The 24931-nt window shown below is 41.3% G+C and carries 23 protein-coding genes; 16 read left to right on the forward strand and 7 right to left on the reverse strand.

Features of this window, described 5'->3' with window-relative positions; all coding sequences use genetic code 11:
• Positions 1-70: 70 nt before the first annotated feature.
• The 14 genes from QL984_RS01760 to cyoE all read left to right on the forward strand — a co-directional run bounded on the left by QL984_RS01760 (position 71) and on the right by cyoE (position 13236).
• Positions 71-1414 carry a Na(+)-translocating NADH-quinone reductase subunit A gene (locus QL984_RS01760; RefSeq protein ID WP_138764152.1) on the forward strand — a complete coding sequence of 448 codons (1344 nt, stop codon included), beginning with the start codon at positions 71-73 and terminating at the stop codon, positions 1412-1414.
• 1 nt (position 1415) lies between these two features.
• A complete protein-coding gene (locus tag QL984_RS01765; protein ID WP_008111893.1) occupies positions 1416-2621 on the forward strand; it encodes an NADH:ubiquinone reductase (Na(+)-transporting) subunit B in 1206 nt (401 codons plus the stop codon).
• Positions 2614-3363, forward strand: a complete 750-nt coding sequence (locus tag QL984_RS01770) for a Na(+)-translocating NADH-quinone reductase subunit C (RefSeq protein ID WP_138764151.1) — start codon at positions 2614-2616, stop codon at positions 3361-3363. Before QL984_RS01765 ends, QL984_RS01770 begins: the two co-directional genes overlap by 8 nt.
• Entirely contained in the window at positions 3363-3995 is a 633-nt protein-coding gene (locus tag QL984_RS01775; RefSeq protein WP_006791491.1) for an NADH:ubiquinone reductase (Na(+)-transporting) subunit D, read from the forward strand. Before QL984_RS01770 ends, QL984_RS01775 begins: the two co-directional genes overlap by 1 nt.
• Before the next feature lie 10 nt (positions 3996-4005).
• Positions 4006-4614, forward strand: a complete 609-nt coding sequence (gene nqrE, locus QL984_RS01780) for an NADH:ubiquinone reductase (Na(+)-transporting) subunit E (RefSeq protein WP_006791490.1) — start codon at positions 4006-4008, stop codon at positions 4612-4614.
• Between the two features lie 17 nt (positions 4615-4631).
• A complete protein-coding gene (gene nqrF / locus QL984_RS01785) occupies positions 4632-5855 on the forward strand; it encodes an NADH:ubiquinone reductase (Na(+)-transporting) subunit F (protein WP_013464349.1) in 1224 nt (407 codons plus the stop codon).
• A 140-nt stretch (positions 5856-5995) separates the two neighbouring features.
• On the forward strand, positions 5996-7021 hold the full coding sequence (locus QL984_RS01790; RefSeq protein ID WP_138764150.1) for an FAD:protein FMN transferase: 1026 nt from the start codon (positions 5996-5998) through the stop codon (positions 7019-7021).
• A gap of 97 nt (positions 7022-7118) precedes the next feature.
• Positions 7119-7331 carry a (Na+)-NQR maturation NqrM gene (gene nqrM / locus QL984_RS01795; RefSeq protein WP_010391098.1) on the forward strand — a complete coding sequence of 71 codons (213 nt, stop codon included), beginning with the start codon at positions 7119-7121 and terminating at the stop codon, positions 7329-7331.
• 325 nt (positions 7332-7656) lie between these two features.
• Positions 7657-8085: a hypothetical protein gene (locus tag QL984_RS01800; RefSeq protein WP_013464351.1), complete on the forward strand. Its 429-nt coding sequence runs from the start codon at positions 7657-7659 to the stop codon at positions 8083-8085.
• 327 nt (positions 8086-8412) lie between these two features.
• Complete coding sequence (cyoA, locus tag QL984_RS01805) at positions 8413-9366, forward strand: ubiquinol oxidase subunit II (RefSeq protein ID WP_138764149.1); 954 nt, start codon at positions 8413-8415, stop codon at positions 9364-9366.
• Between the two features lie 2 nt (positions 9367-9368).
• Positions 9369-11357, forward strand: a complete 1989-nt coding sequence (gene cyoB / locus QL984_RS01810) for a cytochrome o ubiquinol oxidase subunit I (RefSeq protein ID WP_138764148.1) — start codon at positions 9369-9371, stop codon at positions 11355-11357.
• Positions 11354-11986, forward strand: a complete 633-nt coding sequence (gene cyoC / locus QL984_RS01815) for a cytochrome o ubiquinol oxidase subunit III (protein WP_090494147.1) — start codon at positions 11354-11356, stop codon at positions 11984-11986. The genes cyoB and cyoC overlap by 4 nt, the downstream gene beginning before the upstream one ends.
• Positions 11986-12342 (forward strand): cytochrome o ubiquinol oxidase subunit IV, encoded by a 357-nt coding sequence (cyoD, locus tag QL984_RS01820; protein WP_138764147.1) that lies wholly within the window; start codon positions 11986-11988, stop codon positions 12340-12342. The genes cyoC and cyoD overlap by 1 nt, the downstream gene beginning before the upstream one ends.
• Positions 12343-12351: 9 nt before the next feature.
• Positions 12352-13236 carry a heme o synthase gene (gene cyoE, locus QL984_RS01825; RefSeq protein WP_008111919.1) on the forward strand — a complete coding sequence of 295 codons (885 nt, stop codon included), beginning with the start codon at positions 12352-12354 and terminating at the stop codon, positions 13234-13236.
• 95 nt (positions 13237-13331) lie between these two features.
• On the opposite strand, the gene QL984_RS01830 is transcribed toward cyoE, so the two are convergent.
• The 4 genes from QL984_RS01830 to QL984_RS01845 form a co-directional block, all read right to left on the reverse strand.
• Positions 13332-14009, reverse strand: a complete 678-nt coding sequence (locus tag QL984_RS01830) for a hypothetical protein (protein ID WP_138764146.1) — start codon at positions 14007-14009, stop codon at positions 13332-13334.
• 135 nt (positions 14010-14144) lie between these two features.
• Positions 14145-16112 carry a phytase gene (locus QL984_RS01835; protein ID WP_138764145.1) on the reverse strand — a complete coding sequence of 656 codons (1968 nt, stop codon included), beginning with the start codon at positions 16110-16112 and terminating at the stop codon, positions 14145-14147.
• 11 nt (positions 16113-16123) lie between these two features.
• A complete protein-coding gene (locus QL984_RS01840; protein ID WP_138764144.1) occupies positions 16124-17098 on the reverse strand; it encodes a metallophosphoesterase in 975 nt (324 codons plus the stop codon).
• Between the two features lie 64 nt (positions 17099-17162).
• A complete protein-coding gene (locus tag QL984_RS01845) occupies positions 17163-19469 on the reverse strand; it encodes a TonB-dependent receptor (protein ID WP_138764143.1) in 2307 nt (768 codons plus the stop codon).
• Between the two features lie 285 nt (positions 19470-19754).
• Between QL984_RS01845 and QL984_RS01850 the strand changes: the two genes are divergently transcribed.
• On the forward strand, positions 19755-20663 hold the full coding sequence (locus tag QL984_RS01850; protein ID WP_013464361.1) for a GGDEF domain-containing protein: 909 nt from the start codon (positions 19755-19757) through the stop codon (positions 20661-20663).
• Entirely contained in the window at positions 20647-21645 is a 999-nt protein-coding gene (locus QL984_RS01855) for an AraC family transcriptional regulator (RefSeq protein ID WP_138764142.1), read from the forward strand. Before QL984_RS01850 ends, QL984_RS01855 begins: the two co-directional genes overlap by 17 nt.
• Here QL984_RS01855 and QL984_RS01860 read toward each other — a convergent pair whose 3' ends face one another.
• The 3 genes from QL984_RS01860 to ettA form a co-directional block, all read right to left on the reverse strand.
• Positions 21646-22554: a histone deacetylase gene (locus QL984_RS01860; RefSeq protein WP_290171946.1), complete on the reverse strand. Its 909-nt coding sequence runs from the start codon at positions 22552-22554 to the stop codon at positions 21646-21648. It abuts the gene before it with no gap.
• A 57-nt stretch (positions 22555-22611) separates the two neighbouring features.
• Positions 22612-22974, reverse strand: a complete 363-nt coding sequence (locus QL984_RS01865; RefSeq protein WP_013464365.1) for a PilZ domain-containing protein — start codon at positions 22972-22974, stop codon at positions 22612-22614.
• Positions 22975-23111: 137 nt separating this feature from the next.
• The gene (ettA, locus tag QL984_RS01870) at positions 23112-24785 is read right to left on the reverse strand and encodes an energy-dependent translational throttle protein EttA (protein ID WP_024601901.1); all 1674 of its coding nucleotides are present in this window, start codon (positions 24783-24785) and stop codon (positions 23112-23114) included.
• Positions 24786-24931 lie beyond the last annotated feature (146 nt).

Below are 24931 nucleotides of genomic sequence, written 5' to 3' on the forward strand. Positions count from 1 at the left end.
CAATAATACAAATAGCGGCGTGGTTAGTACGATTTTTCAGTTTCTTTCCGTTAATGTAGTGCAAGTGCGTATGATCAATATAAAAAAAGGTCTGGATTTACCCTTAGAGGGCGCACCTCAGCAAGTTATTCATGATGGTTCTACCGTCAAACGTGTAGCTGTGCTAGGTGAAGAGTTTATCGGTATGCGTCCAACCATGCATGTTCGTGTGGATGACCAAGTCAAAAAAGGCCAGGTACTTTTTGAAGATAAAAAGAACCCAGGCGTATTATTTACTGCACCAGCTTCTGGTACAGTAAAAGAAATTAATCGCGGTGCTAAACGTGTGCTGCAATCTGTTGTTATTGAAGTAAACGGCAGTGAGCAAATCACCTTTGGTTCTTTCTCGGAAACTGAGCTTAACAGCTTAGACCGTGAAAAAGCTAAAGAAGTACTAGTTCAATCGGGTCAATGGACAGCACTTCGTGCTCGCCCATTTAGCAAAATAGCAGCATTGGATGCAAATCCGAGCTCTATTTTTGTGACAGCTATCGATACAAACCCACTCGCTGCAGATCCTGCAGTTGTTATTGCTGAAAATGCGAAAGCGTTTGAAGCAGGTTTGGCTGTTGTGTCACGTTTAACCGATGGCAAAGTATTTGTTTGTAAGCAAGCAGGTAGTCAAGTTCCTAGTTCACCTATTGCTCAAGTAGAAGTACATGAGTTTGGTGGCGTGCATCCGGCTGGCCTTGTTGGCACTCATATCCATCACCTTGACCCAGTATCTGCTAGTAAGCAAGTTTGGCACATTGGTTACCAAGACGTTATTGCGTATGGTCACCTTTTCCTTACTGGTGAAATTTACACAGACCGTGTGATTTCGCTTGCAGGTCCGCGTGTTAAGAATCCTCGTTTAGTGAAAACACAATTAGGTGCTTCACTTGATGACTTAGTTGCAGGTGAATTAGAAGACGGTGATAACCGTGTTATTTCTGGTTCTGTACTTGCAGGTGCTACGTCGTCTGGCGTTCATGCATTTTTAGGTCGTTACCATGTTCAAGTATCTGTATTACTTGAAGGTCGCGAAAAAGAATTTTTTGGCTGGATTGCACCAGGTAGTGATAAATTCTCTGTAACGCGTACATTCTTGTCTCACCTTACACCGAGTCGTTTATTTAAAATGACAACGTCTACGGGCGGTTCAAAACGTGCCATGGTTCCACTTGGAAGCTATGAGCGTGTTATGCCACTTGATATTTTGCCAACGCTTTTATTACGTGACTTATTGTCTCGTGATTTAGACAGTGCAATTTCATTAGGTGCGCTTGAATTAGATGAAGAAGATTTAGCGTTATGCACCTTCGTTTGTCCTGGCAAATACGAGTACGGCGCAGCCCTACGCGATTGCTTAACTACGATCGAGAAGGAAGGCTAAAATGGGCTTAAAAACTTTCTTAGAAGATATCGAACCGCATTTTGAACCAGGTGGTAAGCATGAGAAATGGTACGCGCTGTATGAAGCCGCTGCGACTATTTTTTACACGCCAGGTTACGTAAACAAAGGTTCAACTCACGTTCGTGATAACATCGACCTAAAACGCATGATGATTTTAGTGTGGATGGCGACGTTCCCTGCCATGTTCTTTGGTATGTTCAACATTGGTCATCAAGCGGCAATCGCGCTTGGTAATGGTTTTGAACTAGCTAACATTTGGCAAGTAGGTTTATTCCAGTTATTAGGCGGTGAGTTAACCGTTGATGCTGGTTGGGGCGCAAAAATGTTCTACGGAGCATGTTTCTTCCTACCTATTTATGCAACAACCTTTATTGTCGGTGGTTTTTGGGAAGTATTGTTTGCTTCTGTGCGTAAGCATGAAGTAAATGAAGGTTTCTTCGTAACCTCTGTATTATTTGCATTAATCCTGCCTGCAACGATTCCTTTATGGCAAGTTGCGCTAGGTATTACTTTTGGTGTAGTTATCGCAAAAGAAATATTTGGTGGTACAGGTCGTAACTTCTTAAACCCTGCGCTTGCTGGTCGTGCGTTTTTATTCTTCGCATACCCTGCACAAATTTCAGGTGACACAGTATGGACTGCCGTAGATTCATTCTCTGGCGCGACTATGCTTGGTCAAGCGTTTGCTGGTACGTTAAATTACGCGACTGATATTGAGCTTTGGTGGAATGCGTTTTACGGATTCATTCAAGGTTCTATGGGTGAAACGTCTACACTAGCTGTACTTATTGGTGGTTTATTCCTAATTTACGTGCGTATTGCGTCTTGGCGTATCGTGCTAGGTGTATTCCTAGGTATGGTAGTAACCTCATCAATACTAAATACTATTGGTTCTGAAACCAATGCTATGTTTGCTATGCCTTGGTACTGGCATATGGTATTAGGTGGTTTTGCATTCGGTATGTTCTTTATGGCAACTGACCCTGTATCTGCTGCATTTACTGATAAAGGTAAATTAGCATACGGTGCGCTTATTGGCTTTATGGTTATCATGATCCGTGTTGTTAACCCTGCATACCCAGAGGGCATCATGCTAGCAATCTTATTTGCTAACTTGTTTGCACCTTTATTCGATCACTTTGTAGTGCAAGCTAATATCAAGCGGAGGTTGGCACGTAATGTCTAGTAATAACGAATCAATTGGCAAAACGCTAGCTGTTGTTGTCTCATTATGTTTGGTGTGTGCAGTAATTGTATCGCTAACGTCAGTGCAACTTCGCCCTTTGCAAAAAGCAAACAAAGCAAAAGATATTCAAAGCAATATTTTAGCTGCTGCAGGCATTAGCAAAGTTGATAACGTTGCTGAAACGTTTGAAGCTAAAATCGAAACTCGCTTTATAGACATGCAAAGTGGTGAGTTTGCTAAACCGGTAGAAGATTTTGACTTTGAAAAAACAAAGTATGATGCTGATGAAGGCTATCCTTTAAAAGAGAATGGTATTAAGGACATCGCCGGTATTCAACGTATTACCAAGCGTGCGCCTGTTTACATCTCTAAAAAAGACGATGGCTCTACTGATGCAATCATCCTTCCTATTCAGGGTTATGGTTTATGGGGTTTAATGTACGGTTTTATCTCGCTTGAAAGCGATGGCGAAACTATTAAAGACATTATTTTCTACAAACATAACGAAACACCTGGTTTAGGTGGTGAAATTCAAAACCCACAGTGGACTGCAACGTGGGAAGGTAAAGAGTTACCAATCCAAATCGTTAAAGGGACTGCAGCTGGTGATGAGCATAAGATCGACGGTCTTTCAGGTGCTACATTAACGTCTAACGGTGTTGACCATGCAGTTGACTTTTGGACTGGCGAAAATGGCTTTGGCCCTTTCCTTGCGAAAGTACGTAAAGGAGCATTGAACTAATGGCTGATACTAAAGAAATGAAGGCGGTCCTATTCGGTCCAGTTTTCGCTAACAACCCAATCGCATTACAAGTACTTGGTATTTGTTCTGCGCTAGCGGTAACGTCTAGCTTAAAAAATGCATTAATCATGTCAATTGCATTGACCTTGGTAACTGCATTCTCTAGCCTTTTTATCTCGACTATTCGTAACCATATCCCATCATCAGTACGTATCATCGTACAGATGACGATTATTGCATCATTGGTAATCGTGGTTGACCAAGTACTACAAGCTTTCTCTTACGCTACGGCAAAAGAGTTATCTGTATTCGTTGGTCTAATCATTACTAACTGTATCGTAATGGGTCGTGCTGAAGCTTATGCAATGAAGTCGCCGCCATTAATGTCTTTCCTTGATGGTATTGGTAATGGTTTAGGTTACTCTGTAGTGCTTCTTACTGTTGGCTTTATTCGTGAGTTATTCGGTAAAGGTTCACTGTTCGGTGTTGATATTATTCCATTAGTACAAAATGGTGGTTGGTACCAACCTATGGGTCTATTGATCTTACCACCGAGTGCATTCTTCATTATTGGTTTATTCATTTGGGTACTTCGTACTTATAAGAAAGACCAAGTAGAAGCTAAAGCGTAAGGGGCGATAAGTGGAACATTATATTAGTTTATTTGTAAAAGCCGTTTTTATTGAAAACTTAGCGTTAGCATTCTTCCTAGGTATGTGTACTTTCTTAGCCGTGTCTAAAAAAGTAACTACATCAATTGGCCTAGGGGTAGCGGTTATTGTTGTATTAGGTATTTCAGTACCGGTTAATAACTTGGTTTACCATGCGGTATTAGCACCAGGTTCACTTGAGTGGCTTGGTTACCCAGAAGCGGATCTTAGCTTTTTACGTTTCTTAACTTTCATTGGTGTTATTGCTGCACTGGTGCAAATTCTTGAAATGGCATTAGATAAGTTCTTCCCACCGCTGTACAACGCATTAGGTATTTTCCTACCACTAATCACAGTTAACTGTGCAATTTTTGGTGCGGTAGCCTTCATGGTTGAGCGTAACTATAACTTCGGCGAGTCTGTTGTTTATGGTATTGGCGCTGGTGTGGGTTGGGCGCTTGCAATTACATTACTTGCAGGTATCCGTGAGAAAATGAAGTATTCAGACGTACCAGATGGTTTACGTGGTCTAGGTATTACCTTTATCACTGTTGGCTTGATGGGTCTTGGCTTTATGTCATTCTCTGGTATTTCACTGTAATAATAGCGAGGTCAATCATGGATATTTTCTTAGGCGTTGGTGTTTTTATCGCTATCGTTGTAATACTAGTTTTAATCATCATTGGTGCTAAATCTAAGCTAGTTGCAAGCGGTGACATCATCATCGGTATTAATGGCGATCCAGACAAAGCCATTAAAACATCAGCAGGTAGTAAGCTATTAGGTGCACTATCTGAGTCAGGTATTTTCGTATCTTCTGCATGTGGTGGCGGTGGCTCTTGTGGTCAGTGTCGCGTTCACATTAAAGAAGGTGGCGGTGATATTCTGCCAACTGAACTTGACCACATCTCTAAAGGTGAAGCACGTGAAGGTTGTCGTTTAGCGTGTCAGGTTAATGTTAAAAATGACATGGAAATTGAACTTGAAGAGTCAATTTTCGGTGTTAAAAAATGGGATTGTGAAGTTATCTCTAACGATAACAAAGCAACGTTCATCAAAGAACTTAAGCTACAAATTCCAGATGGCGAGTCAGTGCCGTTCCGTGCGGGTGGTTACATCCAAATCGAAGCGCCAGCTCACCATGTTAAATACGCTGATTTCGATATTCCTGAAGAGTATCGTGGCGATTGGAACCATTTTGGTTTCTTCGACCTGGAGTCAAAAGTAGACGAAGAAACAATTCGTGCTTACTCAATGGCTAACTACCCAGAAGAAGAAGGCATTATTATGCTTAACGTGCGTATCGCTACGCCGCCGCCAAGAAACCTAAGCCTACCATGTGGTAAAATGTCATCGTACATTTGGTCACTGAAAGAAGGTGATAAAGTAACTATTTCTGGTCCATTTGGTGAGTTCTTCGCTAAAGACACAGACGCTGAAATGGTATTCGTAGGTGGTGGTGCAGGTATGGCACCAATGCGTTCACATATCTTTGACCAACTTAAGCGTTTAAACTCTAAGCGTAAAATTAGTTTCTGGTATGGTGCACGTTCTAAGCGTGAAATGTTTTATGTTGAAGATTTTGACGGCCTAGCTGAGCAAAACGATAACTTCGTTTGGCATACAGCGCTTTCAGATCCGCAACCAGAAGATAACTGGGAAGGCTACACTGGCTTTATCCACAACGTGTTATTTGAGAACTATCTTAAAGACCACGAAGCGCCTGAAGATTGTGAGTTCTACATGTGTGGTCCTCCAATGATGAATGCGGCAGTTATCTCTATGCTTAAAGATTTAGGCGTAGAAGAAGAAAACATCTTATTAGATGATTTCGGTGGCTAATACCCAAACTAAATAAATTTAGTTAAAATACCAGCCTCATAGCACTAAGTGTTATGAGGCTTTTTTATATCAACTGATTGAGTTTGGCTTTACCGCTGATTTTAGTTGATACTCTATTTAACCTTTATAAGTAGGCTATTATGAATCGATTAAGTACAGTTAAAGGCGTGGCAGCCTTATTTTTAATCATATCCACGTTACTTATTACCGGTTGTGGCAATTCACAACACAACGAAGAAGCTTACCTTGAAGGTAAAACGATGGGGACAACTTACCACATCAAGTTTTACGCTGATCAAGTGGACCCTCAAGCAGTACAAGCAGAAATAGATGCGGTTTTAGTTGATATTAACCAGTCTATGTCGACCTATATTGAAGAGTCAGAAATAAACACCTTTAACCGTTTAGGTGCTAATCAAGTAATGCCAATTAGTGATGATTTTAGAGCGGTTATTGCAGAATCTATACGAATTGGTGATTCAACTAAAACACTCGATGTGACTATGGGACCGCTAATCGATTTATGGGGGTTTGGTCCTGATAAAAAACCAACAAAGCGCCCAACGGATGAAGCACTGGCAAATATGGTCAGTAACATTGGTATAGATAAGCTGGTCCTTAATGAGCAAGGGTTAGCTAAAACAGTTGCTGATTTAGAGCTGTCGTTTTCGGCTACCGCAAAAGGCTATGGTATTGATAAAGTTGCTGAGCTATTACAAAGTAAAGGCATTACAGATTACATGGTTGAAATTGGTGGAGAACTGCGTATTGCTGGTACAAAACCAGACAATCAAGCATGGCGAATAGCAATCGAACAACCTGATGCAAATCCGGGCGAGCGCAAAGTACACCGCGTATTAACACCGGGTAATAATGGCATTGCCACCTCAGGCGATTATAGAATATTTTATACTATGGATGGTGAGACCTATACGCACCTTATTGATCCGATGACAGGCATGCCAATTAAGCACGATTTAGTCTCTGTTACTGTTTTACACCCAAGTGCAATGACGGCGGACGGTTTAGCGACTGCTTTAACGGTAATGGGTATGGAAAAGGCACAACGTTATGCGCAGCAGCATGATTTACCTGTGTATTTAATTGCGAAATCGGCACAGGGGTTAGTCACCTATTCGAGCCCTGCGTTTAAGCCTTATTTATAGTCTTTAGGTTTATATCCTTATCATGAGGGTATATAATGCAATAAGCTCAGATATGATGTTTGGGCTCATTTTATTGCTGAACAATAGGGGCTAAGCAATGTCACTTTTTTTTCTAACCTTTGGCTTACTTATTTTAATTGTCGCTGCAATGGCGATAGGCATGATAGTACAAAGAAAATCGATGGCGAGTAGCTGCGGAGGCCTAGGCTCTGTAGGTATTGATAAAGCATGTGATTGCGATGATCCATGTGATAAACGCAAAAAGCGTCTAGCCAAAGAGCAAGTATGGAAAGAAAACCAAATTCTTTAAATAGGGTATCCCTGTTTAAACAAAAAAACCTCTCGTAGCTCACTACGGGAGGTTTTTTATTTATATCGGCATAAATAAATCACCAGCCGATAAAATAATCGTGTTTTTATCTTGAACAGAAAATTCTCTTTGTTATACTCATGCCCGAACTTTCAGTAAGTTTTGAAAGTTCTATTGATGCGGATCAAAACTAGCTTGGCAAAATAGTGCTAATGCGTTGAGACTGTATTTCATGTCACTGTATAAGGCTTTACGGCTGCAACCTTTTTTGTTGCCACGGTGTACACCGAATTTTGTTATTAGTCATTTTAATAGGTTAATGTTTTTGAACTCACTTTCTTTGTTTCATACCAGCGCTTTGCTTACCTTAGGTAAGTCAGTGTTGCATGAGCGCTTTAAAAAAGCGAAAAAGGGCGTGAGTGTGGCTGTAACATTATTAGTTTTTAATGTCGTTATGTTGCTTAGTGGCGCTATTGAGGATGCCTTTAGGCTTGAAGCATTGGTCAGTGATGGCTTTTTTATAGAGCCATTATTACTGACAATTGCCGAATTTTTAGCTCATCCCATCTTATCGTGTCAGTTACTTATTGGCCTTTGTTGGCTATTGTTCCACATGTTTCCAGCGCGTCGTGCTGGAATAATCCTCCGTAAAGCAGCCTTTGCTTTTAGCGAGGCTAAAGTTCAGCAACCAGTGCAAGCTGCGCATGGTTGTCGTGCTCCACCTAGCTTTACAGGTTGTCTGTTTACCCATTAATTTTATGGGTATAGGTTACACCTGTGGTATCTAATTATTTATTCTTGCTGTAAATAACGATTACTTTCATTGTAGCTTAGTGTTTATTACACACTCTCAGCCAACCACACCTCACCCAAGTTAATTTTTATTGCGTTATATTAATGTGTTTAAAAAGCTGGGTTGGTTCTGCTAGGTGTTTATTATTAAGCCAGTGGTCAATACTTCATGCTTGCATTCGCTCTGCATTATTGTAATTCAATCTTAATTAACTTGGGTTTTTATCAAATATCGTTGCTAAATATTTTTGGCAGCTAATAAAAACTCTTTAGGTTTTAGGATAGTCCCTTGTTAATTCGTAACCTTTTTAATATTGCTTTAGCTAGTATGGCGCTGATCTTATCAGGCTGTAATGGCGGGGTACTCGACCCAAAAGGGCAGATAGGTATTGATGAGAAAAATCTGATCATCATCGCCACTGTGCTTATGTTGTTAGTTGTGATCCCCGTTATTGTGATGACTTTATATTTTGCTTGGAAATACAGAGACACACAAAACCATGAAATTTACGCACCAAAATGGGCTCACTCTAATAAGATTGAGGCTGTTGTATGGGCGGTTCCTATTGTTATTGTTGTTATTTTAGGTGTGATCACCTGGCAGTCAACGCAAGAGCTTGACCCCTATAAACCGATAGAAGGTAAAGGTGAACATCTTACTGTTGAAGTGGTGTCACTTAATTGGAAATGGTTATTTATTTACCCTGAACAAGGTATTGCCACGGTGAATGAATTGGTATTTCCAGCCAATGTTCCGGTTGAATACAAAATCACGTCAGAAAGCACCATGAACTCGTTTTTCATCCCTCAGTTAGGTAGTCAAATCTACTCAATGGCGGGCATGGAAACTAAGCTGCATTTAATTGCTAATGAGCCAGGCACGTTTAAAGGCTTTTCGGCTAATTACAGTGGCGCGGGTTTTACTGGTATGAAATTTAATGCCATCGCAACGCCAACAAAAGCTGACTTCAACCAATGGGTTGAACAGGTAAAAACTAACGCTAATAACCTTACTCATGCCAATTATGTTGAGCTTGCAAAATCAAGTGAGAACAACCCAGTTGCTTATTATGGCAAGGTTGATGACGGTTTATTTCATACCATAGTGATGAAATACATGCAGGCGCATGGCGATATGAATAAAAAACATCATGCCATGGGTAAACATCAGCAGATGAGTAATGAGCATCAAGCAATGGGTAATCATTCAATGCCATCATCACACAGCCAGGGCGAGGAATAATCATGTCGTTTTTAGGTAAATTATCTATAGATGCAATTCCGTTTCATGAACCTATTATCATGGTTACCATGGCGGTGATTGCTGTTGTCGGGCTTATTATAGCTGGGCTAGTAACAAAATATAAAAAATGGGGTGTGCTTTGGCGTGACTGGATCACCTCGGTTGATCATAAACGCTTAGGCGTTATGTACATTTTATTAGCACTAATCATGCTGTTTCGTGGTTTTTCTGATGCCATTATGATGCGTGCGCAGTTAGCGCTTGCTACCAGTGGCGCGCCAGGTTATCTGCCGCCAGAGCATTACGACCAAATATTCACCGCTCATGGCGTTATTATGATCATCTTTATGGCGATGCCATTTATGATTGGTTTAATGAATATTGTTGTACCACTGCAAATTGGTGCCCGTGATGTGGCTTTTCCATTTTTAAATAATTTAAGTTTTTGGTTTACCGCTAGTGGTGCCATTTTAATAAATTTATCACTTATATTTGGTGAATTTGCCAAAACAGGCTGGGTTGCTTACCCACCGTTGTCGGAGTTGACCTTTAGCCCTGGGGTGGGGGTCGATTATTATATTTGGGCCTTGCAAATATCGGGGCTCGGTACGCTATTAACCGCTGTTAACTTTCTAGTGACAGTATTTAAAATGCGTGCCCCTGGTATGACTCTGATGAAAATGCCAATTTTCACATGGGCATGTACGTGGGCAAATATCTTAATTGCGGCATCATTTCCAATTTTAACCGCAGTGCTTGCCATGCTAACGCTAGACCGTTATTTAGATTTCCACTTCTTCACTAATGAAGCCGGCGGAAACGCCATGATGTATATCAACCTGTTTTGGGCATGGGGTCACCCAGAGGTATACATTTTAGTATTACCAGCTTTTGGTATCTTCTCTGAAATAGTGTCGACCTTCACTGGTAAACGTTTATTTGGTTATAAATCGATGGTGTATGCAAGCGGTGCCATTTCTATTCTTGGCTTTATTGTGTGGTTACACCACTTCTTTACTATGGGTTCAAGTGCCAATGTAAATGCCTTCTTTGGGGTAATGACCATGGTCATAGCTGTGCCTACTGGGGTTAAGTTATTTAGTTGGTTGTTTACTATTTACCGTGGTCGCTTGCGCATTACTGTGCCCGTACTGTGGACGCTTGGTTTTATGGTTACCTTCAGTATTGGTGGTATGACGGGGGTATTACTAGCAATCCCTGGTGCCGATTATGTATTGCATAACAGCTTATTCTTAATCGCTCATTTTCATAACACCATTATTGGTGGCGCAGTCTTTGGTTACTTAGCTGGTTTTGTTTTTTGGTTCCCCAAAGCAATGGGCTTTAAGCTTGATGAGCGTTGGGGTAAAGCATCATTTTGGTGTTGGTTAATCGGTTTCTTCGTAGCCTTTATGCCATTGTACGTACTCGGCTTTTTAGGCATGACTCGTCGCTTAAATCACTCTAATAATCCTGATTGGAATATCTGGCTTTATATTGCTGCAGTGGGCGCCGTGATTATTATGTTCGGTATTATTTGCCAAGTTATTCAGCTTTATGTGAGCTTTAAAAACCGCGAAGCGCTTGATGATACCACCGGCGATCCTTGGAACGGTCATACCCTTGAATGGTCAACGTCATCACCACCACAATATTATAACTTTGCTGAAATCCCGCATGTTGATGATATTGATACATGGACTGATATGAAAGAAAAAGGCCTAGCTTATCAAGGTAAATCTAGCTATAGCCCAATTCATATGCCAAAAAATACCGCATCGGGTGTGCTTATTGCTGCGAGTTTAACGGCGTTTTGTTTTGCCATGATCTGGCATATTTGGTGGCTAGCAGGGCTTGGTTTTATTGGCGCGATTGCGCTGTTTATTAACCGTGCTTACACCAGCGATGTAGATTACTACGTGCAAAACGATGAAATATTACAAATAGAAGGCGCGCATATTGCCAGTAATACGAAGGAGGTAAGCGCATGAGTACGTTATCTGCAACTCAAGGCTATGTAAATTTAGAGCCTCATAGCGTAAGTCATACGCATGAGCATCACGATACCTCTGGCGATACAATCTTTGGCTTTTGGCTTTATTTAATGACCGATTGCCTTTTATTTGCTTCATTTTTTGCAACCTACGCAGTGCTTTATATGAACACCGCAGGTGGTGTATCGGGCAAAGATATTTTTGAGCTTGATTTTGTTGCCGTAGAAACTGCGGCGCTACTTATTAGTAGTATCACTTTTGGTTTTGCCATGATTGCCGCTCAAGGGCAAAAAAAGGCGCTGACGCTTGGTTGGCTCGCGGTCACTTTTTGTTTAGGCGCGGTGTTTATTGGCATGGAAATTTATGAGTTCCATCATTTAATTGTTCATGGCAATGGCCCACAGCAAAGTGCTTTTTTAACATCGTTTTTCTCATTAGTGGGTTTGCATGGTTTACATGTAACTGCAGGCCTTATCTGGATGAGCATAATGATGATAGAAGTGATCAAGCGCGGTTTAGGTAAACAAACCGTCACGCGCTTAAGTTGCTTAAGCTTATTTTGGCACTTTTTAGATATTGTGTGGATTTGTGTATTTACCGTTGTTTATTTAATGGGAGCAATGTAATGAGTCATAGTGAAACGCATGCTTTAGCGCAAATGCAAAGCCAACATCATGAACAGTCGCATGGCAGTGTTAAAACCTATCTTATTGGTTTTGTTTTGTCAGTGATTTTAACGGCTATTCCATTTTGGATGGTGATGGAGGGCGATTTTTCAAAAGTCACCACGCTTTGGAGTATCGTTACTTTTGCAATCGTGCAAATTTGGGTGCATTTAAAATACTTTTTACACCTTAATTTCACCACCGATGAAGGCAAAGCGAATACCTTTACCTTCTTGTTTAGCGCGTTGATCATCGTCATGGTGGTTGGACTGTCTGTTTGGATCATTTATGAATCAAACGCAATGATGATGTATTAGAGGTTTCAGATGTTTCGTCGTTATTTAGCTGTTACTAAGCCAGGTATTATTATGGGGAATTTGATCAGCGTTGCCGGTGGTTTTTTACTTGCCGCCCGCGGTGATATAGACCCATGGTTAATGTTGGTTACCTTGGTTGGTTTATCGCTTGTTGTTGCATCGGGATGTGCCATAAACAATGTTATAGATAGAGACATTGATGTTGCTATGGCACGTACTCGCTCACGTGTAACTGTAACGGGCGAAATGTCTGCAAAAGCCGCTTTAAGCCATGGCGTGTTATTAGGGCTAATTGGCTTTGGCTTATTAATCGCCTTTACCACGCAAGCGGCGGTATTTTTTGCCGCCTTTGGCTATGTCATTTATGTAGGGGTGTACAGCCTCTACATGAAACGCAACTCTGTTTACGGCACCTTTATTGGTAGTCTATCGGGCGCAGTTCCACCTGTTGTTGGCTATTGCGCCGTTACGGGTGTGTTCGATATGGGTGCATTAATACTGTTGGTGATGTTTAGTTTGTGGCAAATGCCGCACTCATATGCGATTGCTATTTTTCGCTTTAAGGATTACCAAGCCGCTAATATTCCAGTATTGCCCGTGGCGCAAGGTGTTAACAAAGCTAAGCGCCATATTGTGCTTTATATTGCAGTATATGCTTTAGTCGTGATGCTATTGCCAATTAGTGGTTATACCGGTGCTGCCTTTATGGCAGTTGCCTGTATCACCAGTTTTTGGTGGTTACTCATGGCACTTAGAGGGTATCGCTACAACATAGACACCACCCGTTGGGCACGCCAAGTGTTTGCGTTTTCAATTATTAATATTACCGCTTTGAGTATTGCCATGGCGGTAGATTATCAAACAATTGCGCCACAGTTAGTGGCGCTAAACTGATCTTATCTGATCAATGAACCGAGTTAATTCCCAAAGTTAACCAAAGGCTCTGAGCATTGCGAGGAGCCTTTTTTCGTCCTTAAAACAAGGCTAAGTTATTTACTTAAGCTTTCAGCTTCATAAAACATGGGTTTCAATGTGCCACAATTTATAAACTTATAATTGAGCTCACCAGCAGAGGGCACTTCAGTTGAGGTGCGAAACTTTTGTAAACAGGCACCACTTAAATCAACAAACATAATATGATGATAGCTTGGTGGCTGAGTTATTTGGTGAATATAAATACGCTCGTTATTTTTTAGCGTAACCATATCGTACTGTTGCCATTTTGAGGCTGGGCTTAAATCAGTTAGCTCACGAGTAAATAACTGCTCGCTAAGCTCTATTAATTTATCACTGTAAACTAAGCTACCTCCTTGTCTAAAATCTCCAAGATACACATCTGCGGTAATCGCGACTTCTTCGCCTCGCATTAAGCGTTGAATATTAAACGGCTTTGATTTTACTGTAACTAACTCAGCGTCACGTACTAAATCTAAAAATGGAATATCAGATACATCTACCTTGTACATAACATGTACATCATAAGGAAGCTCAAAGCTTGGAATGTTAATCGCGTATACACTTGAACCCTTATTAACTAATACCATGGCATGCTCTGCTTCATACTTGGGGTTTAATGGCGGAAGTTCTGGTGGCTCTTCGGCATTAGCAAGCGAGCTGGTACAAAATATAATGCTGATAAATAAATATACGAAGTAGGGTAGCCGCATAATAACCTCAATTAATTTATAGATATAAAGTGTAGTATACATTTATACATAATTATCTTTAGTTATATTTTAGTAAAGCTTAAACGTGATACACACTAAAGCTTTAGCGTGTATCAGTACATTTAGGGTTAGCTATTATCTAATTGCTTTTTTCACTTCGCGCCAGTCAATAATTTTAAAGTTTTGTGGTTGGAGAGGCATACGATTGTAGCCATCTTGTACTATAAGCATGCCTTCAGGATAACCAGGCACAGCCGTTGCTGTAACGGTTAAACCGTCAGTTTCACCTACGCCATCAATGCCTTTATCTAGGTTTGCAATTACATTAAACTTACCTGCAAAGCTTAGACTAGGCTCTGTGTCATCTGAGATTTTATAAAGCACATAGCTATTATCGCCTTGGCTTGATACTACTAAATAGCGAGCATCATTAGCATGATAAATTTCCATACCTTCAACATCTGCCACCAGTTGCTCATTAACACTTTGTAGCTTTACTGCTTTGTTACCAGCGGTAGGCTCTGCACCGATATACCAAATGCCTGCATCTTCTTCACCTGCAAATAGTTGGCCTAGATTATCATCAGCGCTACAGCCTTCAGGTTGGCTTGGTAGAGTAAACTCTCTAACCAGTTCACCACTTAAATTACTTTGCTCACCGATGAGTTTATATTGCTGAAATAAACCTGATTTATCATTAACAAACACGTAATGGCCAGACTCAGAGGAATACATACACATACCGTAAATCTCAGGTAGGTTAGTGGCTATTTCTGTCACATGGTTTACTTGGTTATCGCCATCTACAGTAAATACGCTAATGCTATTAAGAGTACGGTTACTGGCAGTGATCCACGTATGGGTCTGGTTGTTTATGTCTTGATGTTGGCGCACATCAACATTATTTAAACGCCCAACATTAAGCGATTGTACTTTGCTGCCAGCAAGGTCATAAACCATCAAGCCGCGACGTTTATCAGTGCCTAAAATTAAGCTTTTTTTAGCGTCTTGCTCATTAATCCAAATAGCCGGATCATCTGCTGCATCACCAAACGCAGCAACCGGTGTACTTTGTGCGCTGGCATGAAGGTGAGTCATCGCGACATTGTTTTGTGAAGTCGCTGTTTGCGCTGTGTAGTTAACGTTTGCTTGAATATAGGCGCCTGTTTCATCATCAATTAATATCAGCTGGGCTTGACTGTCATTGATAAAGCTCGCCGCAACAGACTCTATTGTGTGCTCACCTGCCAGTGACCATTGGCTTAGCTTGTCTGTTTGAGCTTGGTAAGCATAAACCACATTACCATCAGTGGCACTGAGCCATAAAGTACCGTCTTGTGATACCGATAGAGCCCCGATTTCACTGTTTAATTCGCCGTAGGGTTGTACCAAAGCCACAGGCTGCTTATTGGCATCAGATTCTGCATCCGCGTTAATGGCCCACACTCCGAGCTCTGCCTCACCCACATACAGGGTTTTTGTGTCGTCATTTACTGCACAACCTGAAGCCTCTGTGACTGCAGAGAACTCACGTACTGCGATATTTTTAGCTTGGTTAGTGGCTAAATCATAAATAACCGTTTCGCTGATCAAGCCGCGAACATCTGGCACAAATGCTGATACAGTTTTGTTATTGCTGTTTTTAAATAAACATACGGCATCGGGCTGGGCTTGAGGTGGACTAATGCGAGTGAGTTCATTTAGCTGCCAAGTTTGGCCATTTTTTATAAGCTTAAAAATAACCACATTATCTTGGTTGTTATCTAGAGTTGCCAATAAAAATTGCTGCGTTGCTATTTTTTTCAGTGAAATTGACTCAAAGTTACCGGCGAGCAGCACACTGTCTTTCTCGTTATCGGCAAGAAATAAGCCTTGGCTTTCGCTCGCTATTAGCCATTGATTATTACCTAGCGATGCAGCTTGTGAGCCTTGCATGTTTTGTTGTGGGCCGAATAATTTGGTTTCAATGTCTGTTTTTTCAATATATGGTTTTGTAACTGCTGCATTATTTTGCGTATCGTTATTACGTGTACAGCCGCTTATAGTAGTCAATAGAAGTGCACTGCCAAGCACAGCTGAAATTGTATTTAGTTTAAAGTTCATTATTTTATCCTTTACTTATCTAGGTGCTTTTCAGTGCTAAAACGTACTTCACCAAGGTGGTTAATCGCGCTCATTGTTAGCGTTTCACCATTGATTGAGATACTTAAAAAACCCGGTGTTGCTTCTGCGTAGCGGGTAAATTCACGTTGTTTTACAAACCGTGCTTCACTGCCACCACCAGAGACAAAGTGAGCCACCTTGCTATTTTTTGGTTGATTGTATTGCAAGTCGTGCTCGTGCCCTGCGATATAAACGTGCACGTTATGGCGTTCTAAAATAGGTTCTAAAATGTCGCGAAGACCTTGGTTGCGACCAAAGCGTTTACCGCTAGAGTAAAGCGGGTGATGGCCAACAACAATTTTCCATTTTGCGTTACTGCCGGCAAGTTGAGTTTCAAGCCATGCCAATTGTGTTTCATAGCTTTGACTTTGAGTTGAGCGGTATTTTTCACGGGTTTTATATTCAGGTTGAATCGGGTTGGTATCTAAAAAAACCATTAACACTTGCTCGTTGTTTTCAAGTGCAAATGTTTTACTGTAGTACCTTGCTGGTAATTGCCAGCGCTGACTTTTTGCTGTGTAGTCAATTTGTGCTTGAGCATTACCAAGGTAATCGTGATTACCCAAAACAACATACCAATCTTCAAATGTGTGAGGGCCGTGGTATATATTCTCAAAGGCTGATTGCCAAAGAGGATCGTTCACACTTGCCACACCATTTGGGTAAAAGTTATCGCCGGTCGAGACAACAAAATCGGCATCGGTTTGGTACATGGCGATTTCTAGCTGATGAGCCACCTCTTTTTGATAAAAGTGGCCGTTGTGTCCCCAATCACCAATAACCATAAAGTTAAGGCTATTAGGTAACGTAGTTAACTTGGCTATTTTTTGTTGTTGATATAGCGCATCTTTATAAATAACGGGTTCGCCAGCACTAAGCGCTGATGAGCACAGTAGCGCGGCCATTATGAAAGACAATTTAAACATGTTTTAACTCCAAAAAAGCACGCGATGGCTTGCCAATACGTGCTTAAAATGACAATACGTGTGATTAGAATGCGTAACGTAGCATTACTTGAATCACTGGACCTGCTTCTTCAGACTCAAGCTCGTACTCATCAAAGTTACGATTATTTTGATCATCAAGAGAGTCAAACTTGTTGAAAACTTCATCTTTACTGGCATCAAGTAGGTTTGAACCAACTAGGCGAAGCGTTACATTTTCCCAGCGTTTTTCTACGAATAACTCTAAATCAGCACCATAAGAGGTTGTCACTTCTTCACCCACAAAGCGTCCGTATGCATCACCTTGATTACGGTACGTTGCACCAAATGATGCGCCAAGTGTTGGTAAATCTTGGATAAAGCCTACGTTATAAACATAATCAGATTGGTCATTAAATTTACGCTTACCAAAGCTGTCTTCAACTTCACTGTCGAGCCAAGAGTAATTTAAGAAGATACCAGTGTTAGGCATGTTCAAGGCGCTTAGTGGGGTTGATAAATCAAACTCAATACCTTGAACCGTGCCATCGCCGGTATTTTGTGGTTGCAGCACAAATGTGCCTTCGCCTTCTGAGCCTTCAACACCGATACTGGCAATTTCAATAAGGTCGCTAACGTCACGGTAAAATACGTTTACACCAACAACACCACTTTTACCTAAACGGTATTCGTAACCCAAATCGATACCCCAAGATGATTCTGGCTTAAGGTTTGAGTTACCTAAAAAGTCATTATCGGCGAGCTCTTTTTCAAGTAAGGCGGGTGTCATGTAGTCAAAGTCAGGGCGGCGTAAGCTGCGAGCAACAGAGGCACTGACTCGGCCGTTATCGCTGATGCTATAACGAAAGTGAGCCGACGGTAAGAAAAAGTCATAATCATTCTCGGCAGTAACGCCTTCATTGGTATCAGTAATACTTGAATCAGTTGACTCCCAGCGCACACCCATCTCCCACGAGAACACATCGGCTTCGTGTTTGATTAGCGCAAATAAATCAAAACGGTCTTCTTCTAGGGTATTAACGCCACCAGCCACTGATTCAAAGGCGTTGTCAAAACCGGCAAGGGTCAGTGGATTCTCTGTAAATTGATCCCAATTGGTAAAGTCTTTTTCAAGCTCATCTTCAGCGACAAAAATAGCGGTATCGCGCTCTTTGCCTTGTATAAAAGCACCAAATTGAATTTCTTTTGAATCACCTACTAGTAAGCTGTGCTGCCATTGTAATGACCATTCTTTATCATCGATATCAACGGTTTCTTCTGCTTCTTCAAATACCATAGGAAGTTCTGAGGTATCAAGCTCAACTTCTTGTTCGTAAACAGACTCTTCAAAGCTGGCGTAACCCACTTTAAATTTACTGGTGCCGCCGAGCAGAGGTAATTCATAGCCAGAGTTAATGTTGTAGTTGGTTTGATTAATAAACGAAACGTTTGCGTTATCTGAGAGTAAATTACCCCCTTCAACAACAGAGCCTGACGTTGCCGTTGGGTTGTCGTATTCAAAAGAGCGTTCGTCTTCAGTACGGTCGGTATCAACCCACATAGCACTAATGTCAAACTTACCGCCATTATCAAATACCTTCTCAAAGCTGGCATTTAAAGAGGTATCATCGCCATCACGGGTATCAGATTGATCTTCACGGTTATCAAAATCGTCTGTTGCGTAATTCGGGTTATTTTCAGGGCTATCGCCATAACGTCTGCTTGATTTTTGTTTTGGGTTATAACGACCTTGTAAATTAGCGCCTAACAGTAAACGCCCACCTGCAAACTCAGTGCCGTAAACGCCCGCAAGGCTCTCTTTTATTTCGCCATCATCATAACGTAAGCCACCAGCGCGAATATAACCGCCGTCTAAGCTATAGCCATCGCGTAGTACAATATTAAGCGTACCTGCTATGGCATCGGCAGAGCGGTTGGCACTAGATGAGCGAATAATTTCTACACGCTCAATTAATTCTGCAGGAATACGGTCAACAAAGAATGAACGGTCAGCACCTGCGCCCGGAACTTCCTCGCCATTAATAAGTACTTTTGTGTAAGCAGGGCTTAAACCGCGCATACGTGCGCCGTCTGATTCCAGTACATCAGATAAAAAAGTAACACTAGGAACACGCTTTAATGCATCACCTGCGGTGAGTGGTTCAAAACGCTGAAAGTATTCTTGTGAGTATTCAAGCGTGGGCGCTAGTTCTTGCGAGCGGTTGCGATAACCAATCTCGCCATATACCACAAGTTCTTCAGAAACCTTTACTTTAGGTTCTCTTGGTGATGTTTGTTCTTGTGCATTCACGCTAACACTAAATTGGCTTAGTGCTAACGCCGCCACAACAGCATTTAACTTAAATTGTTTCATTGATTTGCTCCGGTTGTCCTTGGTTTGGTGAGCAAACTAAAAAAAGTTAATGACGCTAATGTGACAGTTTTACCGTTAATTCCTGACAAAACGCCAACTTAGTGCTTTTTAAACAGACATTTGAGCTGTTTAAACACGGCTCCAGCGCACTAAAGATAGTTATTACTAGGTTAAATACCTATAAATTTTAATCTCAATGTCATATCAATGAGCCAATATGACCCTGACGAACACAGCATGACTAAGCTAGCATGCAGACCAACATAGACTAAAGAAGCCACCCTAATGCGATATAACCCATTTACCAACCATGCAAAATTAACCAACACCATCATTTTATTGTTAGTTATGGCTGTAGCAATATGTACTTATTTTGGCGAACTTAAGCAATGGCAAGACATTGCGTGGCTCGATATTGTCGGTGAGGGCGGGATTGTGTTGATGACTCTCAGCTGGATAGTTGCATTACTTATTTCACGTCCGCCAGGCAAAGTAACCACCTTATTGGTGCTAGGTTTGGGTTTGTTTATGTTCTCCGCCACGCTCGATTTACTCGATGAGTGGTTAAAACAACCACCACAATTATGGCTCACTTGGTTTGAATCACTGCCAGCGCCGTTTGGTATGTCGCTTACCAGTGTTGGGCTTTATTATTGGCATCAAGAACAATTTGTTTTAAATCGTCAATTGCGTCGTCGAGAAGCGCATCTACGAGAGCATGAAAAAGTCTGTCCTGTAACAGGGTTATACCGAGTTAACTACTTACATTCACTGATGCAGCAACGCCAAACAGAGCAGCAATCCGCCACTTTAGGTGTTATTGATATTCGTGATTTTGCAAAGTTTAATGCGCAGTTTGGTTTTAGTGAAGGCGATAGGTTACTACGAGAAATTAGTGATTTATTAGTAATGAATTGCCGATTAAACGATGTGCTATGTCGCTATGCCGGTGATTGCTTTATTGTACTTATGCCGAATACCAGCCAAAGCCAAGCCAAAGAGCTATTAGCGCAAATGAAAGCGGCGCTTAATCACTGTGCGTTTAAAGTCGCAAAAAGCAAAGGTGCACAGTTTCAGCATATTTTAACCGCCACCATGGCAATGGATTTAGAGCAAGATCCAGTGCAGCAAACCAGCCAGCTACATCAACAATTACAACAACAGAAGGCGCTTGTAGGTGCAGCAGTATATTAGCTTAGACGATAAATACCTCAGCGCCGAGGGGATTATCACTGCGCTGGTGGAGCTTGCTCAAGGACGAGGGATCCCGCTGCATAAATTGCTGCGTGGTACGGGTATTTTTGAGCAAGATTTATATGACCTATCACAGCGTTTTAGTTTATCGCAGTTATTGGCTTTAATTAGCCAGTTTAAAACCTTAATGAAGAGTAACGACAGTGGTTTTTTACTGGGTCATCAATTGGTTAATGATGTTAGCCCTGCGGTGCAAAGTGTGCGTTTAAGCCCAAGTTTAGGTATGGCTTTGAAGCAATTACAACAAATTCGCACTGTTATTGCGCCTTTATTTTTTACCCGTAAGCATATTTTTCAAGATGATTTTTATCTGTACTTGCAACCGAGTATCGGTATGGACGAGTCATTAAAAAATTATTGTTTTGAAATATATAGTGCCGCGTTAATTAGCTTACTTAAAAGAGTGAGTGTTCACTACCCACAGTGTTATTTTGATTTTACCTGTAAGCGCCCGCGGCATATTCAAGAGTATGAGCAGCACTTAGGCTTACGGGTTCGGTTTGAACAACCCTACACCCGTTGGCACTTTAATAAACAATTACTTAAGTGCTCAAACCCAGAGTCAAGCCCATTGCGGTGGCAGCAGTGCATAGCGCAAAGTCAATTGCCTAAAAATGTATCTTTGTCTTTTGTTGAGGCGGTTTGCCTATCCATTTACCACAATACAAACAATAATCTCGTTAGTACTGCAGAGCAATTTGCTATGAGCTCGGCGACTTTTAAGCGCAAACTGAAACAGCATGGTTTTAGTTATTCACAATTACAAGATGAACAAAACAAACTTAAAGCGCTTTATTTACTGGGGGTGTGTCAGCAAGGCAATGAAGAAGTCGCGATGCGTTTAGCATTTTATGATATTCCTAATTTTCGCCGTGCATTTAAGCGTTGGACAGGTATTACGCCGAGTCAGTTAAAAGTATAATTAAAAACTGGCAGCTTGCTCTATAACAATGCCATGACGTTTTGCTAGGCGCTGATGATCTCTGTCATAGCCTCCACCAATCACAGTGGCCACTGGGGTGTTATTTGCAAGGCAACGCTTAAGCACTATGTGGTCGCGCTTTTCTATTCCTTGCCAACTAATATCCAGTTTACCTAAGCCATCCTCTTGCCAAATATCAACCCCAGCATCATATAAAACCAGATCTGGGTTAAGCTCGTGTAATAAAAATTGCAGCGTATCGTCAACAATACCTAAGTATTCAGCGTCTTGCATATTATTGGCTAAACCAATATCTAAATCGCTAGGGGACTTTCTAAATGGGAAGTTTTTCTCACAATGTATTGAACAGGTAAACGCATAAGGTTGATGAGCCAGCATGGCTGCGGTGCCATCACCTTGGTGAACATCTAAATCAAAAATCAGTACGTTGGTCACTTCACGATTTTGAATTAACGTTTGTGCGGTAAAAGCTAAATCGTTCACCATGCAAAAACCCGAACCAAAATCACTATGGGCATGGTGAGTGCCGCCCGCTAAATGGCACGCAAGCCCATTTTTAAGTGCTAAACGCGCGGTTTGCAGTGTCCCTAATGGTGCGGTAAATGTGCGGTTCATTAGTGCTTGTGACCAGGGTAAGCCTATACGGCGCATGGCTTTTTCATCTAGGCGGTTATGCCATAAATCGTGAATATAGTTTTCACAGTGCACTATTTCTAACTCTTCAACACTACCATGTGGTGGCTCTATGATATTGCTGCCAGCAAGCCCAAGGGTTTTAACATGCTGGTGTAGCTGTGCAAATTTACTCATTACAAAGCGGTGTTTGGGATCAAAACTAAACGAGTAATTAGGATGATAAACTAAAGGTAGACTGGGATTTAAACTCATATCTGCGTCGTTTAATTATTTTTGGTTATGGTAATCAACTTCACGCAGTGCGTCTATTTATGTTTGGTAAATAAGCGTTTCAAGCTCACGGTGTAATAATGTTTCATCAGCAAGGTTTAGTTCAACCAAGCGCTTTAAATGCGTAATGCTGTCTATATCAATGTTATGACATTTAAGACCAATATGATTTTCTTCTATATGACGAATAACCACCGGCATTTTTATTTCAATATCGCTTTGTGGCAAGGTAAAACGTAATATTGCTTCGTCATTTTTGTTGCCTGTAAAGGCATCGCTTTTAGTAATAAGTGCACCATGTAAAGAAATATCTAATAGGGTACATGCATACTGGGAGCTAGCCGTTTCCAATTGCGCTGCTGTAGAGAACATAATACGAGAAAATTGCCGACGGTTTTGCATAATAATCTTATAAAGTTGTTATTTATAATAAGCATAGCTGGTAATGCTCAACACGCCAATTTGCTCAAAGATAAAAATAGCTCGCATAAAAAAGCCCCGCATAAAATGCAGGGCTTTTAACTTATTCACTGTGGCTGTTAGCCAATTTTTTTGTACTTAATACGCTTGGGCTGTGCAGCTTCTGCGCCAAGGGTCTTTTTAAGCCACTCTTCGTACTCAGTGTAGTTACCATCAAAGAAGTTAATTTGGCCTTCGTCACGGTAATCTAAAATGTGTGTAGCAATACGGTCAAGGAACCAACGGTCATGCGAGATACACATGACACAACCAGGGAATTCTAAAATAGCATTCTCAAGGGCACGTAATGTTTCAACGTCCAAGTCATTGGTTGGCTCATCCAGTAGTACTACGTTGCCGCCTGCTTTTAACAGCTTAGCTAGGTGTAAACGGTTGCGCTCACCACCTGAAAGGTCTTTAACAAACTTTTGTTGATCGTTACCTTTAAAGTTAAAACGGCTAACATAAGCACGGCTTGGGAACTCAAAGTTACCAATTTTTAGTACATCTTGGCCATCAGAGATTTCTTGGAATACCGTTTTGCTTTCGTCCATGTTGCCACGGAACTGATCAACAGTTGCCAGTTCTACTGTTTCACCAATGCTGATATTACCGCTATCTGGCTGCTCTTCACCGCTTAGCATTTTAAATAGCGTTGATTTACCTGCACCATTGGCACCAATAATACCCACAATAGCGCCTTTAGGCATGCTGAAGCTTAAATCATCAATTAAAACACGGTCGCCAAAGCTTTTACGTAAGTTATTTACTTCTAATACTTGGTCACCTAAACGTGGGCCAGGTGGAATAAACAATTCGTTGGTTTCGTTACGTTTTTGGTAATCAGACTGTTGTAGCTCGCTAAACTGTGCCATACGCGCTTTTGATTTAGCTTGACGACCTTTAGGATTTGAACGCACCCATTCAAGTTCTTGAGCAATTGATTTTTGACGTGCTTTTTCAGATTTTTGCTCTTGCTGTAAGCGGGCATCTTTTTGCTCAAGCCAAGACGAGTAGTTACCTTCCCACGGAATACCTTCACCACGGTCAAGCTCTAAAATCCAGCCAGCAACATTATCAAGGAAGTAACGGTCATGCGTTACTGCCACAACGGTGCCTTCGTAGTCATGTAAGAAGCGCTCTAACCAGGCAACCGACTCAGCATCTAAGTGGTTAGTTGGCTCATCGAGAATAAGCATGTCTGGCTTTTCAAGTAACAAACGACAAATAGCAACACGACGACGCTCACCACCCGATAGGTGCTCAATTTTAGCATCCCACTCAGGTAAACGCAGTGCATCGGCAGCACGCTCTAATACGTTATCGATATTATGACCATCATGCGCTTGAATAATCGCTTCTAATTCACCTTGCTCTTTTGCCAGTGCGTCAAAGTCAGCGCCTTCCATTGCGTATTCGTTATACACTTCGTCAAGGCGGTTAAGGGCATGTTTTACTTCACCTACAGCTTCTTCAACAATTTCACGAACTGTTTTGCTTTCGTCCAAAACAGGCTCTTGCGGTAAGTAACCAATTTTAGTGCCTGGTTGAGGGCGAGCTTCACCTTCAAAATCTTCATCAACACCTGCCATAATGCGTAGTAATGATGATTTACCAGAACCATTTAGACCTAGCACACCAATTTTTGCGCCTGGGAAAAAATGCAACGAAATATCTTTTAAGATAGTGCGTTTTGGTGGCACAACCTTAGATACTCGACTCATCGAGAATATAAACTTATCAGGTAAAACCATAGAAGAAGCCTTCAATAATAATAAAAATTTCAATGCTGTATTGTAGTGGCTCACAGGTGAAACAGTCAACGAATGGGGCTGTTTTAAAGTACATATTCAATTTGTACAAACCGCGTGAATAAATTTCATTTAGACATCTATACATC

Source organism: Pseudoalteromonas sp. APC 3495 (assembly GCF_030407645.1).
GTDB classification, from domain to species: Bacteria; Pseudomonadota; Gammaproteobacteria; order Enterobacterales; family Alteromonadaceae; genus Pseudoalteromonas; species Pseudoalteromonas tetraodonis.

Bases quoted from the DNA above. Each gene is read 5' to 3' on its own strand.
- QL984_RS01760 (WP_138764152.1), top strand. From the start codon at position 71: ATGATCAATATAAAAAAAGGTCTGGATTTACCCTTAGAGGGCGCACCT.
- QL984_RS01765 (WP_008111893.1), top strand. From the start codon at position 1,416: ATGGGCTTAAAAACTTTCTTAGAAGATATCGAACCGCATTTTGAACCA.
- QL984_RS01770 (WP_138764151.1), top strand. From the start codon at position 2,614: ATGTCTAGTAATAACGAATCAATTGGCAAAACGCTAGCTGTTGTTGTC.
- QL984_RS01775 (WP_006791491.1), top strand. From the start codon at position 3,363: ATGGCTGATACTAAAGAAATGAAGGCGGTCCTATTCGGTCCAGTTTTC.
- nqrF (WP_013464349.1), top strand. From the start codon at position 4,632: ATGGATATTTTCTTAGGCGTTGGTGTTTTTATCGCTATCGTTGTAATA.
- QL984_RS01790 (WP_138764150.1), top strand. From the start codon at position 5,996: ATGAATCGATTAAGTACAGTTAAAGGCGTGGCAGCCTTATTTTTAATC.
- nqrM (WP_010391098.1), top strand. From the start codon at position 7,119: ATGTCACTTTTTTTTCTAACCTTTGGCTTACTTATTTTAATTGTCGCT.
- cyoB (WP_138764148.1), top strand. From the start codon at position 9,369: ATGTCGTTTTTAGGTAAATTATCTATAGATGCAATTCCGTTTCATGAA.
- cyoC (WP_090494147.1), top strand. From the start codon at position 11,354: ATGAGTACGTTATCTGCAACTCAAGGCTATGTAAATTTAGAGCCTCAT.
- cyoD (WP_138764147.1), top strand. From the start codon at position 11,986: ATGAGTCATAGTGAAACGCATGCTTTAGCGCAAATGCAAAGCCAACAT.
- cyoE (WP_008111919.1), top strand. From the start codon at position 12,352: ATGTTTCGTCGTTATTTAGCTGTTACTAAGCCAGGTATTATTATGGGG.
- QL984_RS01830 (WP_138764146.1), bottom strand. From the start codon at position 14,009: ATGCGGCTACCCTACTTCGTATATTTATTTATCAGCATTATATTTTGT.
- QL984_RS01835 (WP_138764145.1), bottom strand. From the start codon at position 16,112: ATGAACTTTAAACTAAATACAATTTCAGCTGTGCTTGGCAGTGCACTT.
- QL984_RS01840 (WP_138764144.1), bottom strand. From the start codon at position 17,098: ATGTTTAAATTGTCTTTCATAATGGCCGCGCTACTGTGCTCATCAGCG.
- QL984_RS01845 (WP_138764143.1), bottom strand. From the start codon at position 19,469: ATGAAACAATTTAAGTTAAATGCTGTTGTGGCGGCGTTAGCACTAAGC.
- QL984_RS01850 (WP_013464361.1), top strand. From the start codon at position 19,755: ATGCGATATAACCCATTTACCAACCATGCAAAATTAACCAACACCATC.
- QL984_RS01860 (WP_290171946.1), bottom strand. From the start codon at position 22,554: ATGAGTTTAAATCCCAGTCTACCTTTAGTTTATCATCCTAATTACTCG.
- QL984_RS01865 (WP_013464365.1), bottom strand. From the start codon at position 22,974: ATGCAAAACCGTCGGCAATTTTCTCGTATTATGTTCTCTACAGCAGCG.
- ettA (WP_024601901.1), bottom strand. From the start codon at position 24,785: ATGGTTTTACCTGATAAGTTTATATTCTCGATGAGTCGAGTATCTAAG.